The organism is Xanthobacter autotrophicus ATCC 700552 (genome assembly GCF_043194565.1).
GTDB classification, from domain to species: domain Bacteria; phylum Pseudomonadota; class Alphaproteobacteria; order Rhizobiales; family Xanthobacteraceae; genus Xanthobacter; species Xanthobacter autotrophicus_F.
Window position 1 is genome coordinate 1 of record NZ_JBAFVS010000045.1, and the last position, 12,232, is coordinate 12,232.

Here is a 12,232-nt window from a genome sequence, read left to right on the forward strand (position 1 = left end):
ATACGGAAGACCACCGCGCGCGTGGCGCGAGGCCGTTTCTCTCGTCAGTAATATCGGTCGGAAACGCCCCGCGGGTTGTGGGAAGGAGCGCGACGCTGGCAGTCGGCCTAGGCGTGCACTCAGCCCTCACTCGCTGTTGCGCCAAGGAAAGAGCAACCAGCGTGCCACTCGCACTTTCGCCCCTCAAATCTTTGATTTACATCAAAATACAGGCGCCGGGACCGGCGCGCCATGCTGTGCCGAACATGACAGCCCCCTTTTGCTGTGTCGGGATTAAAACAACTGGGGTGCATGTCGACGCGGGCGTGTCTGAAAGCATTCGCGCGCATGCGGACATGCACACGCGGGCGGGCGCCCGCGCTCGCGTGTGGGCGAACGCGTTGCGCGTGCGCGGGCGTTGAAACACAGGGTGAACAGGGCTGCGCGCGGCGGCGGCAGGTTGGGCCGGCGGGCGGGTCCCAAGCGTGAGGAACGGAACTTGCTTGACGCGTTGATAGCGCGCCCGGCCCGCATGTTCGCATGCCGGCGAGCGAACGGGTGAAAGCCCCGGCCAGGGGAAGACGAGCGAGGGTTAAGATGCAGATCGGCGTTGAGACTTCCAAGGCAGTGGACCAGCGGCGCGTCTTCGTGATCGACGAGGACGAGATCACGCGCGCGGCACTTCAATTCATGCTGCACGACGAGATCGAGACCCACGAGCTCGCCACTCCGGAGGAAGCCTATGAGAAGGGCACCGGCTGGCTGGTGCCGCATGTGATCCTGCTCGGCGTCTCCCTGCTCCAGACGCGCGGCGACGGGCTCATCGCCGAGCTGAAGGCGAAGTTTCCGGATGTCCGCATCCTCATCGTCACCGACAAGGCCAGCGAGGCCGTTGCGGTGGGGGGGCTGAAGGCCGGCGCCCACGGCGCGGTGGTGAAGCCGCTGACGCTGGAAGCCGTGCGCAAGAAGGTGGATACCGTGCTCGGCCGGGGCGGGGCCGCCCCGCTGGTCCAGCTCACCGTGATGAAATAGCCACGCGTGGCCACCGTCACCTTCTACGAGAAGCCGGGCTGCGGAACCAATGCCCGGCAGAAGCTCGCCCTCTCCAATGCCGGCCACACCCTGGTGGTCCGCAGCCTCCTGACCGAGGCGTGGACGGCCGAGCGCCTGCGCGGCTTCTTTGGTGACACCCCGGTCGCCGCCTGGTTCAACCCGGCGGCGCCAAAGGTGAAATCCGGCGCGGTGGACCCCGCCGCGCTCGATGCGGATGCGGCCATCGCGCTGATGCTGGCCGAGCCGCTGCTCATCCGCCGGCCGCTGGTGGAGGCGGACAGCGGGCGCTGCGCCGGCTTCGACCGCGAACCGGTCCTGTCCCTGCTGGGGCCGTCCGATCCGGGGGCGCGGCCGCTCGAGGGCTGCTCCAGCCCGCACGCGCCGTGTCCGGACCCGGCCGAACGCAAGGCGTCCTGACTCATGAATGCTGCCCCGCCCGTTGCCCGTCCGGCCGAGACGGCACTCGCCTACCATGCGCGCACGAAGCACAGCCTCAAGGCCTACGCGGCGGGGCCGGAAACCCTGGACTGGGATGCCCAGCCCAACCCGTTCCGGGAGTTCGAGGGCTGCCCGCGCCTGGCCCTGCCACTGGCGGCGGAGGCTCTCGCGGTCACCTATGACGCGATGATCACGCCCGGCGCGGTGCCGCCGGCGCCGCTGGATCTGGCCGGGGTCGCGCTGCTGCTGGAATTGTCCTTCGGCCTGGCCGGCTGGAAGCAGTACGGGCCGGATCGCTGGGCCGTGCGCTGCAATCCGTCCAGCGGCAACCTGCACCCCACCGAGGCCTATGTGCTGGCGTCCAACGTCGCCGGCGTGCCCGACGGGCTGCACCATTATGTGAGCCGCGACCATGTGCTGGAGCAGCGCTTCACCGCGCGGACTTCGACCTCGGTCTCCTTTGCCAGCGCCTCGGGCTTCGTGATGGAGCGCAGCTTCGCGCGATCCGCGGCGGGTCCGGCGCGGCTTCATCTCGTGCTCTCCTCGGTTCATTGGCGGGAGGCGTGGAAATACGGCGAGCGGGCGTTCCGCTATTGCCAGCTTGATCTTGGCCACGCCCTTGCCGGCGTGCGCTATGCCGCCGCCTGCCTCGGCTGGAGCGCGCGCATGGTGGAGGGCGTCAGCAGCGCGGACATCGCGCGCCTGGGTGGCTTCGACCGCGACGCGGATTTTGCCGGGGCCGAGCGGGAGGATCCCGACATCCTCATCCAGATCACGCCGGGACCGGCCGTGGCGGTCCCGCCGCCTCTGCCGGAGACGCGGGGCTGGGTGGGCCAGGCCAACGTGCTGGACCGGCACAAGCTTTATCGCTGGCCGGTGATCGATGCGGTGAGCGCCGCCACCCACGGCGGTTCGGGCGATTGCGACCCGGCGCCGGCCGTGGTCCCGGCGCTGCCGCCGCGGGCGGTGGCGCGCACGGCGACGGCGTCCGCGGTGATCCTCGGGCGCCGCAGCGCGCAGCGCTTCGAGGCGAAGACCGGTGCCATGCCGCAGGAGGTCTTCTTCGGCATGCTGGAGGCGCTGATGCCGGGCGCGGCGGCGCCTTTCGATGCCTGGGGCTTCACCCCGCGCATCCATCCGCTGCTGTTCGTGCACCGGGTGGAGGGCCTGGCCCCCGGCCTTTATGCGCTGCCGCGGCGCGAGGAGGTCACCGACGCCCTGAAGGCGGCGCTGCGCTCCGATTTCCAGTGGGTGAAGCCGGAGGGGTGTCCCGAGCACCTGCCGCTGTATCGGCTGGTGGAGACCGACTGCCGCGGCATCGCCCGCACCATCAGCTGCCACCAGGCCATCGCCAGCGACAGCAGCTTCGCCCTCGCCATGCTCAGCGAGTTCGAAGCCACCGTGAGCGCCGACCCGTGGCGCTATCGCCAATTGCATTGGGAAGCCGGGCTGGTCGGCCAGGTGCTCTATCTGGAAGCGGAAGCCGCCGGGTTCCGGGGCACCGGCATCGGCTGCTTCTTCGACGACGACCTGCACCGGCTCGTGGGCCTTGAAAGCCTTGCGTTCCAGTCGCTCTACCATTTCACGGTGGGGCGCCCCGCCATCGACACCCGCATCACCACCGAGCCGGCCTATCCCGGCCGCTCGGCCTGAGGGACGTTCAGGAGGACGCCATGAGAGAGCGCAATCCCTTCCGCCGCATCGGCGTCGAGGAAGCCGCGTCCATCGTCGGCGAAGGCAAGGCCCTGCTGCTCGACGTGCGGGACGCCAATACCTACGCCGCCGGCCATGTGGCGGGGGCGCGGCACATCACCTTCTCCGCCCTCTCGGACATCATCGGCGCCACGCCGAAGGTGCAGCCGGTGGTGATCTATTGTTACCACGGCAATGCCAGCCAGGAATATGCGCAGACCCTGTCGGACTTCGGCTTCGCGGCTGTCTTCAGCGTCGATGGCGGCTATGAGGCGTGGCGGGCTCTCGAAAGCGCGGGCGCACCAACGGCGCCGCTCGACGCGGCCCTCGCCAGCTGGCTCGTCAGCCTCGGCTTTCCCGCCGATGGGGTGAACGCGACGGCGGAAAATGGCATGACCCCGCTGATGAAGGCGGCCCAGGAAGGGCTGGCCGACATGGTGGGGGGCCTCGTTGCCGCCGGTGCGGTGCTGGACGCCCGCAATGGCGATGGCAACACCGCCCTGTGGCTCGCCTGCGTCGGCAATCATCCGCACATCATCGATGCTCTGGTGGATGCGGGCATCACCATCGACAGCCTCAACGACACCGGCGCCAGCTCGCTGATGTATGCCGCCTCCGCCGGCAAGGTCGAGGCGGTGGAAAAGCTGCTCGCCCGTGGCGCCGACCCCCGTCTGGAGACGCAGGACGGCTTCTGCGCGCTGGATCTCGCGGCCAATATCGAATGCCTGAAGCTGCTGCGCTCCGCCGCAAGGCGCGAGGCGGCGCCGGCGTGAGGGCGGCGGTGAAGCGGTGTTTCCCGGCAAGCGCGTCTTTGTCCCGTAGACCGTTCCGCCCGGCCGCGATAAGCCTGCCAGCTGTATCGGATCCGGCATAGGCGGGGGCGGCGCATGACCTACAAGTGGTGGACGCAGGCGAGCGTGGATGCCCTCCTCGCCGAGGATGCGCCCTATGGCGATCTCACCACTGAATCCCTCGCCCTCACTGGACGCAAGGCGCGCCTGACCATGGCCATGCGCGCGGACGCCACCTTGTGCGGCGTCGAACTGGCGCGGGATCTGTTCGTCACCGCGGGGGCCGAGGCCGATGTCCTCGCCGCCTCCGGAGCGCGGGCACCCGCGGGCGAGACCATCCTGATGGCGCAGGGCACGGCAGGCCCCATCTTCCGGGCCTGGAAGGTGGCGCAGACGCTGGTGGAATATCTCTCCGGCATCGCCACGCTCACCGCCGACATCGTGGCTGCGGCCCGCGCCGTGGCGCCCGACATCGCGGTGGTGACCACCCGCAAGACCCTGCCCGGCGCCAAGGCGCAGATGATCGCCGCCATCCGCGCCGGCGGCGCCTTTCCCCATCGGCTCGGATTGTCGGAAACGCTGCTGCTGTTTCCCGAGCACCAGGCCTTCCTGGCCGATCCGGCCGCCGGCATCGCCGCGCTGCGTCGGGCCGCCCCGGAGAAGAAGGTGGTGGTGGAGGTGAAGACGCTGGACGAAGTGGACCGGGTGCTGGCGGCCCACCCGGACGTGCTCCAGTGCGAGAAGATGACCCCCGACCACATCGCCGAGGTGGCCCGCCGGGTGGCGGCCCGGGCACCGGAAACCAAGGTCGCGGCGGCCGGCGGGGTGAACCTCGCCAACGCCGCCGCCTACGCCGCCGCGGGCGCCCATGTGCTGGTGACCTCCGCCCCCTATTGGGCCAAGCCCGCCGACGTGAAGGTGGTGATCTCGCCGGCCTGAGGCGCACTCGTGTCGGCCCACTCGTGTCCGCCCCGTTCACACGCTGGAAACTGATTTTCCGGTGCGGCGGCGGTGCCCTTATCCGGGTGAATGCGGTTGTTCGGGGAACCGAACAAGACAAAGCGCCGAGTATCAGGACAATGACTACGTAGTTCTACGGAGGTTTCCCCGCCGAAACCGTGGGCCTTCTCTGTCACGAACCTGTCGAACCCCACACAAGGCATCGGGCTGTCGTATTCGCGACATCCTCTCATCGCCGTCTTTTCCATCTGTTTTCAATGGCTTGAACAGGTGGCACAAGCCTTGCCAGTAACTTTGGCAGGGGGCGCTCAGGCGCAGGTGGACGGACTGATGATCACGCTCACGACCAATGCTCTGTCGGCAATCAAGGCAGCCCTGGCAAGCTCCGCGCAGGCCGATGGCTTGCGTGTGGTCGCGAAGGCCGGCTCCGGCAACGGCGTGAACTACCTGATGCATCTTGATAGCAGGGCGCGCGACGGCGACCTCATTCTCGAGCAGGGTGGTCTCAAGGTGTTCATCGATGGGGCATCCCGCTCGGTCGCGCGCGGCATTGTCATTGATTTCGTGGATTCGGACACGGCGCGTGGCTTCGTGTTCGAGGACGATCCGGCGGCTCTGATGATGATGGCAGGCGGCGGCTTGCGGAACTGACGAGGGTCCGGGCCCAGCCCGGTGGAGTTCATTCATCCCCCGCCGACGCGGCGGGAGTGAGATCGGAAGGGACCCATGCTCGCGAAGTCACCATCGGCCATATTGGCGCGCTCCAGCCGGGCATCCGTGGATGCCAGCGGCGCTGCCGCAGGGACGGTGCCGGCCCGCTCGGTTTTCCTGAACGACACCACGCTCAGGGACGGCGAACAGGCACCCGGCGTTGCTTTCACCCGCCGGGAGAAGATCGAGATCGCCGAGCAGCTGGCCGCGGCCGGCGTGCCCGAGATCGAGGCCGGTACCCCGGCCATGGGCGACGAGGAAATCGAGACGCTGCGCTCCATCGTCTCCCTCAAGCTGCCGCTGCGCGTCGCCGCCTGGTGCCGCATGAGCGAGGAAGATCTCTTCGCCGCGGTCTCCTCCGGCGTGAATTACGTCAATCTCTCCATCCCCACCTCCGACCGCCAGCTGAAGGGCAAGCTCAACCGCGACCGTGACTGGGCGCTGGGGGCGGTGCGCCATGTGGTGACGCTGGCGACGAAGCTCGGCTTCACCGCCGCCGTGGGCTGCGAGGATGCCTCCCGCGCCGATCCGGACTTCCTGTGCCGGGTGGCCGAAGCGGCGAAGGATGCGGGCGCCTTCCGCCTGCGCCTTGCCGACACGCTGGGGGTGCTCGATCCCTTCTCCACTTACGCGCTGGTGCGGCGCGTCGCCAATGCGACGGACCTCGAGATCGAGTTCCACGCCCATGACGACCTCGGCCTCGCCACGGCCAACACGCTTGCCGCCGTCACCGGCGGGGCGCGCCATGCCAGCGTGACGGTGGCGGGCATCGGCGAACGGGCGGGCAATGCGGCGCTGGAGGAAGTGGCCATCGCCCTGCGCCAGACCTCCCGGTCGGAAACCGGGATCGACCCGCAGGCGCTGCGGCCGCTGGCGCAGAAGGTGATGGAGGCGGCCGGCCGTCCCATGCCCCGCACCAAGGCCATCGTCGGCGAGGACATCTTCACCCACGAATCCGGCATCCACGTTTCCGGCCTGCTGAAGGACCGCGGCACCTATGAGGCGCTGAGCCCCGAATTGCTGGGCCGGGCGCACCAGGTGGTGCTGGGCAAGCATTCGGGCCTGGCCGCCATCCTCAAGGCCCTGTCGGACCAGGGGCTGGCGGTGGACGAGGCGCGCGGGCGCGCCATCCTCGCCCGGGTGCGCGACTTCGCCATCCGCTCCAAGAATTCGGTCTCCCCCGACGTGCTCCGGCGCTTCTACGAGGACAGCTTCACCGAAGAGGCGCTCAAGCGCCGCCACGCCGCAGTGATGGGAGCCTGACCCATGATCATGGGAAGCCCGAAATGGCAGGGAACCGACGTTCCGCTCGCTTCCGCCGCGGCGGAGGCTGAGCAGGCGTCCGCGCTCTCGGTGTGGCGCCTTCTCCGCGAGGACGTGGACTGCGTGAAGTCGCGCGATCCGGCAGCCCGCAACACGTTGGAAATCGTGCTCACCTATCCCGGCGTGCATGCCGTGATCTGGCACCGGCTGGCGAGCCGCCTGTGGCGGCGGGGCATCAAGTTCCCGGCCCGCTTCCTGTCCTGGCTCGGTCGCTTCCTGACCAACGTGGACATCCATCCCGGGGCCACCATCGGCCGGCGCTTCTTCATCGATCACGGCGCATGCGTGGTCATCGGCGAGACCGCCGAGGTGGGTAACGACGTGACGCTCTATCACGGGGTCACCCTGGGCGGCACCTCCTGGACCTCCGGCAAGCGCCATCCCACCCTGCGGGACGGGGTGCTGGTGGGCGCGGGCGCCAAGATCCTCGGCCCCATCACGGTGGGCGCGGGCTGCCGCATCGGCGCCAATTCGGTGGTGATCGAGGACGTGCCCCCGGCCATGACGGTGGTGGGCATTCCCGGTCGGGTGGTGAAGCCCATGGCCGATCGTCGCCGCGTGGGCGACGGCCGCATCGACCTGGAGCACCATCTGATGCCGGATCCGGTGGGCGAGGCCATCGTCTCGCTGCTCGACCGGATCGAGTTCCTGGAGGCGCGCCTGGCGCACCTGCAGAGCGAACGCCCGCGTGCCCGCGGCGCCACGGCGGACGAAGCGGCGTGACGGCTGGCAGCGTTCGGTCAGAATGACGAAAAGGAGGTCGCGATGTCGGTTGTCGACAAGCTGAAGTCCCTGCACAGCGCGGAAGAGTTCTTCGATCTGCTACAGGTGGAATATCAGCCGGAAGTGTTGCAGGTGCTGCGCCTCCATATTCTGCGGCGCATGGGCCAGTATCTCGTCTCCGCGGAGTTCGAGGGCATGAGCGAGGAGGAGATCTTCTCCGCTTCCCAATCCATGCTGGCGCAGGCCTATGAAGACTTCATCAAGTCGAATCCGATGGCCGAGCGCGTGTTCAAGGTACTGAAAGAGCATGATCCGGCCCGCCCGCCCGAGCCGGGTCCGAAGCCTGCCTTCGTGCCCCTGACCTCCCTGAAAACGGGAAGCTGAGGCTTCAGGGCGCGATCCGGGCAAATGGGTCCATGTGCTCGGTGAAGCGCCCTCGCAATTCGAGTTAGAGCGTTTTCGAGCGAAGTGGATACCGGTTCGTGTAAAGAAAACGCGACAAAACAATATTCTAGAGCGATTGCCGTGAGCCGGTGTGAACGGAAAACGCTCTAGAGCGTTTTCGAGCGAAGTGGATACCGGTTCGCGTAAAGAAAACGCGTAAACTCAATAACCTAGCGCATTTCCGGCGAGCCGGTGTTCGCCGCGAAATGGTCTGCCCCTCACGTCGCGGCGCCCCCTGAGGTTACCGTTTCGGTGGCCTCCGTCCGCGGCCTGACCACTCCCGCCGGAGGCTTCGGTCCCCGGTCGGCTGCCCTCTCCCCGCCCATTGTTTGTTGAATTTCAAGCATTTTTTATGTTTTTCATCCGGCCGGTCGCTCGGCCGCATGCGGGGAGAGGGCAGATTTTTTACGGAAAGGGCGGCGCGGGCCGCCTTTTTCGCTACAGAGGCCGTTACTCCTGTCAGTCCGTTGGGCCGGCCCATGGAGATGTTGCCTGCGCCGGGCTGGTTGCTTCGAGACCCTGCATTCCAGCAACCGGGCCGCTCGTCCAATGCCGGTTCCTGCAGTTCGTCACCCGCGCGCTTCGTCTTGCTCCTTATTGCACCTTGGCGGCATATGCCCTTCTCATCCTCGGGTGCCGGAGCCGGCCCCTGCCGGGGCTGGCGTGGGAGGCACGCGGGAGGCGATGGCGATGTCGGACGAAGATATTGGGTCGGCTGGGTCAGGCGCCGATGTTGGCGGGGCCTCCAGGGTCGGACACGGGCGAACTTCACGGCGGATCCCGTGTGCCATCTGCGGCCGGCTTTTTCCGCGGGGCCAGCTTCTTCCCTTTGATCTGCTCAGTCCGCCGCTTTCGGAGTTCGCGCACGAACGCCATCCGGAACTGACCGCCGCGAGCCTCCTGTGCCAAGACGACCTCACCGCGCTGCGCGCCGGCTTCATCCCACGACTGCTCGAGCGGGAGCGCGGCGAACTGAGCAACCTCGAACTGGAGGTGGTGGAGAGCCTCGCCGCGCAGGAGACCCTGGCCGAGGACGTGGAACGCTCGTTCGAGAGCCGGCGTACCTTCGGTGACCGCATGGCGGATGGGCTCGCCCGCTTCGGCGGCAGCTGGGGGTTCATCGGCGTCTTCGCTGCCATTCTGGTCATCTGGATCGCATTCAATCTTGTCGCGGCGGGGCGCGGCCAGTTCGATCCCTATCCCTTCATCCTGCTCAACCTGGTGCTCTCCTGCCTTGCGGCGATCCAGGCGCCGGTCATCATGATGAGCCAGAAGCGTCTCGAAGTGCGGGACCGGCTGCGGGCGGAGAACGATTTCAAGATCAATCTCAAGGCCGAGCTGGAGATTCGCCACCTGCACGAGAAAGTCGATCACCTGCTGACCCAGCAATGGGAGCGCCTAGCCCAGATTCAGGAGGTACAAATCGACCTGCTGGAGGCGATGACCGCGCGCAAGCGGTAGAGCAGCGATACCCGCAGCGTGGGATCGTTTTCCGCATGGTGCGAAATCAGCGCCAGAACGCAAGAAAAAGGGCGATTCCTGCGGCAAATGCCCATCATCTCCCACTATTTGTGCAGTGCGGCAGGCTTGAACCCCGGGGCGGATGGGAGTAGTCAAGCGCCGCTCGTTTCCTGCGGCGGCTCGTCTCATGCGCCCGCCAGCAGATCGGTTTCCGGGGACAAGGGATGGCCCGCAACAAGATCGCCCTCATCGGGGCCGGCCAGATCGGCGGCACGCTCGCCCTTCTTGCCGGGATGAAGGCATTGGGCGACATCGTCCTGTTCGACGTTGCGGAAGGCGTGCCGGAGGGCAAGGCCCTCGACCTTGCCGAACTCACCCCCGTGGAAGGCTTCGACGCCGCCTATGCCGGCGCGTCGAGCTACGACGCCATCGCCGGCGCCGACGTGGTGATCGTCACCGCCGGGGTGGCGCGCAAGCCCGGCATGAGCCGCGATGACCTCCTTGCCATCAACCTCAAGGTGATGGAGCAGGTGGGCGCCGGCATCCGCAAGTACGCCCCTGACGCTTTCGTCATCTGCATCACCAATCCGCTGGATGCCATGGTATGGGCGCTCCAGCGCTCCAGCGGCCTGCCGCCGGAGAAGGTGGTGGGCATGGCGGGCGTGCTCGATTCGGCGCGCCTGCGCTATTTCCTCGCCGAGGAATTCGACGTCTCGGTGGAAGACGTCACCGCCTTCGTCATGGGCGGGCACGGCGACACCATGGTGCCTCTGGTGCGCTATTCCACGGTGGGCGGCATCCCGGTGCCGGATCTCATCCGCATGGGCTGGACCAGCGAGGAGCGCATCGCCGCCATCGTCCAGCGCACCCGCGACGGCGGGGCGGAGATCGTCAACCTGCTCAAGACCGGCTCGGCCTTCTATGCGCCGGCGGCTTCGGCCATCGCCATGGCGGAAAGCTACCTGAGGGACAAGAAGCGCGTTCTGCCCGTCGCCACGCGGCTGAATGGGGAATACGGGCTCAAGGACATCTATGTGGGCGTGCCGGCTGTCATCGGCGCGCGTGGTGTGGAGCGTATCGTGGAGGTCGAGCTCGACCGATCCGAGCGCGCCATGTTCGACAGATCGGTCGCCGCCGTCGAAGGACTGGTGGAGGCCTGCCTGAAGATCGCACCCGGTCTCGGGAAGTGATCTCGACAGTGACGGCGCGCTGTAAGGTGCGCCGTTTTCGTGCCGGCGGAACGACCGGCGAGGTGAAGGAGACGAATGCTCCCCTTCCGGGGACCCGCGCGGCGGCCTGAGGGCTGTCGCGGTTCAGGGTTCCATCTGCGGTGGAAGCGGCGCGGACCATCTGGCCCCGCATTTTGCGAGGCGCGGTCCGTCCGGGGCGGGGGAGGGGCGTTTCGCAACCCTGAGGGACGCAGAGATGAATATTCACGAGTACCAGGCCAAGGCGCTGCTGAAGAAGTACGGTGCGCCGGTCTCGCGCGGCGTACCCGTGCTGAAGGTGGAAGACGCCGAGGCGGCGGCCAAGGAACTCGGCGGTCCGCTCTGGGTGGTGAAGTCCCAGATCCACGCCGGCGGGCGCGGCAAGGGCAAGTTCAAGGAGCCGGAAGCCGGCGACAAGGGCGGCGTGCGCCTGGCCAAGTCCATCGACGAGGTGAAGACCTTCGTCTCCCAGATGCTGGGCAACACCCTCGTCACCATCCAGACCGGCCCGGCCGGCAAGCAGGTGAACCGCCTGTATCTGGAAGACGGCTCCGACATCGAGAAGGAGTTCTACATCTCTCTCCTGGTGGATCGCGCCACCTCCCACGTGGCCTTCGTGGTGTCCACCGAAGGCGGCATGGACATCGAGGAAGTGGCCCACTCCCACCCGGAAAAGATCATCACCTTCTCGGTGGATCCGGTTACCGGCGTGCAGGGTTACCACGGCCGCAAGATCGCCAAGGCCCTCGGCCTGACCGGTGATCTGGCCAAGCAGGCGGGCAAGCTCGCCGAGGTGCTCTACACCGCCTTCGTCGATACCGACATGGCGATGCTCGAGATCAACCCGCTGATCATCACCAAGGATGCCCAGCTGCGCGTGCTCGACGCCAAGGTCACCTTCGATTCCAACGCCATGTTCCGCCATCCGGAGCTCACCGAGCTGCGCGACCTGACGGAAGAGGACGCGAAGGAAATCGAGGCCTCCAAGTACGACCTCGCCTATATCGCGCTCGACGGTACCATCGGCTGCATGGTGAACGGCGCGGGCCTCGCCATGGCGACCCTCGACATCATCCAGCTCTACGGCGAAAGCCCGGCGAACTTCCTCGACGTGGGCGGCGGCGCCAACGAGGAGAAGGTGACGGCGGCGTTCAAGATCATCACCGCGGATCCCAATGTGAAGGGCATCCTCGTCAACATCTTCGGCGGCATCATGCAGTGCGACGTGATCGCGCGCGGCGTGCTGGCGGCGGTGAAGGCGGTGGGTCTCCAGGTGCCCCTCGTGGTGCGCCTCGAAGGCACCAATGTGGAAGAAGGCAAGACGATCATCCGCGAGTCGGGTCTGAACGTGATCCCGGCGGACGATCTCGATGACGCGGCGCAGAAGATCGTCGCGGCCGTGAAGAAGGAAGCTGCGTGATGTCCGTGCTTATTGACGCCAATACCCGT

General features: G+C 67.2%; 12 protein-coding genes. All 12 read left to right on the top strand.

Translation table 11 applies throughout. The features are described from left to right. Positions 1-576 precede the first annotated feature (576 nt). The 12 genes from V5F48_RS24380 (at position 577) to sucC (ending at position 12,203) form a co-directional block, all read left to right on the top strand. Positions 577-1,011, top strand: a complete 435-nt coding sequence (locus V5F48_RS24380; RefSeq protein ID WP_394109246.1) for a response regulator transcription factor — start codon at positions 577-579, stop codon at positions 1,009-1,011. Positions 1,012-1,017: 6 nt separating this feature from the next. Then, on the top strand, positions 1,018-1,449 hold the full coding sequence (locus V5F48_RS24385; protein WP_394260557.1) for an ArsC/Spx/MgsR family protein: 432 nt from the start codon (positions 1,018-1,020) through the stop codon (positions 1,447-1,449). Positions 1,450-1,452: 3 nt separating this feature from the next. Next, a complete protein-coding gene (locus V5F48_RS24390) occupies positions 1,453-3,123 on the top strand; it encodes a SagB/ThcOx family dehydrogenase (protein ID WP_394260558.1) in 1,671 nt (556 codons plus the stop codon). 20 nt (positions 3,124-3,143) lie between these two features. Continuing rightward, complete coding sequence (locus tag V5F48_RS24395) at positions 3,144-3,935, top strand: ankyrin repeat domain-containing protein (protein WP_394260559.1); 792 nt, start codon at positions 3,144-3,146, stop codon at positions 3,933-3,935. A gap of 114 nt (positions 3,936-4,049) precedes the next feature. Next, positions 4,050-4,892, top strand: coding sequence for a ModD protein (modD, locus tag V5F48_RS24400; protein WP_394260560.1), 843 nt, complete (start codon positions 4,050-4,052; stop codon positions 4,890-4,892). A gap of 351 nt (positions 4,893-5,243) precedes the next feature. Further along, the gene (locus tag V5F48_RS24405) at positions 5,244-5,564 is read left to right on the top strand and encodes a HesB/IscA family protein (protein ID WP_394109251.1); all 321 of its coding nucleotides are present in this window, start codon (positions 5,244-5,246) and stop codon (positions 5,562-5,564) included. Positions 5,565-5,639: 75 nt separating this feature from the next. Continuing rightward, positions 5,640-6,887, top strand: a complete 1,248-nt coding sequence (gene nifV, locus V5F48_RS24410; RefSeq protein ID WP_394260561.1) for a homocitrate synthase — start codon at positions 5,640-5,642, stop codon at positions 6,885-6,887. Positions 6,888-6,890: 3 nt separating this feature from the next. Next, positions 6,891-7,670: a serine O-acetyltransferase gene (gene cysE, locus V5F48_RS24415; RefSeq protein WP_394109253.1), complete on the top strand. Its 780-nt coding sequence runs from the start codon at positions 6,891-6,893 to the stop codon at positions 7,668-7,670. Between the two features lie 42 nt (positions 7,671-7,712). Continuing rightward, positions 7,713-8,054 carry a nitrogenase stabilizing/protective protein NifW gene (nifW, locus tag V5F48_RS24420; protein ID WP_394260562.1) on the top strand — a complete coding sequence of 114 codons (342 nt, stop codon included), beginning with the start codon at positions 7,713-7,715 and terminating at the stop codon, positions 8,052-8,054. Positions 8,055-8,804: 750 nt separating this feature from the next. Continuing rightward, complete coding sequence (locus V5F48_RS24425) at positions 8,805-9,575, top strand: DUF1003 domain-containing protein (RefSeq protein ID WP_394260563.1); 771 nt, start codon at positions 8,805-8,807, stop codon at positions 9,573-9,575. Between the two features lie 224 nt (positions 9,576-9,799). Beyond that, the gene (mdh, locus tag V5F48_RS24430) at positions 9,800-10,765 is read left to right on the top strand and encodes a malate dehydrogenase (protein ID WP_394109256.1); all 966 of its coding nucleotides are present in this window, start codon (positions 9,800-9,802) and stop codon (positions 10,763-10,765) included. A gap of 235 nt (positions 10,766-11,000) precedes the next feature. After that, entirely contained in the window at positions 11,001-12,203 is a 1,203-nt protein-coding gene (gene sucC / locus V5F48_RS24435; protein ID WP_394109257.1) for an ADP-forming succinate--CoA ligase subunit beta, read from the top strand. Positions 12,204-12,232: the final 29 nt, after the last annotated feature.

Coding starts and splice junctions, on each gene's coding strand:
- V5F48_RS24380 (WP_394109246.1), top strand. CDS start 577: ATGCAGATCGGCGTTGAGACTTCCAAGGCAGTGGACCAGCGGCGCGTC.
- V5F48_RS24390 (WP_394260558.1), top strand. CDS start 1,453: ATGAATGCTGCCCCGCCCGTTGCCCGTCCGGCCGAGACGGCACTCGCC.
- V5F48_RS24395 (WP_394260559.1), top strand. CDS start 3,144: ATGAGAGAGCGCAATCCCTTCCGCCGCATCGGCGTCGAGGAAGCCGCG.
- modD (WP_394260560.1), top strand. CDS start 4,050: ATGACCTACAAGTGGTGGACGCAGGCGAGCGTGGATGCCCTCCTCGCC.
- V5F48_RS24405 (WP_394109251.1), top strand. CDS start 5,244: ATGATCACGCTCACGACCAATGCTCTGTCGGCAATCAAGGCAGCCCTG.
- nifV (WP_394260561.1), top strand. CDS start 5,640: ATGCTCGCGAAGTCACCATCGGCCATATTGGCGCGCTCCAGCCGGGCA.
- cysE (WP_394109253.1), top strand. CDS start 6,891: ATGATCATGGGAAGCCCGAAATGGCAGGGAACCGACGTTCCGCTCGCT.
- nifW (WP_394260562.1), top strand. CDS start 7,713: ATGTCGGTTGTCGACAAGCTGAAGTCCCTGCACAGCGCGGAAGAGTTC.
- V5F48_RS24425 (WP_394260563.1), top strand. CDS start 8,805: ATGTCGGACGAAGATATTGGGTCGGCTGGGTCAGGCGCCGATGTTGGC.
- mdh (WP_394109256.1), top strand. CDS start 9,800: ATGGCCCGCAACAAGATCGCCCTCATCGGGGCCGGCCAGATCGGCGGC.
- sucC (WP_394109257.1), top strand. CDS start 11,001: ATGAATATTCACGAGTACCAGGCCAAGGCGCTGCTGAAGAAGTACGGT.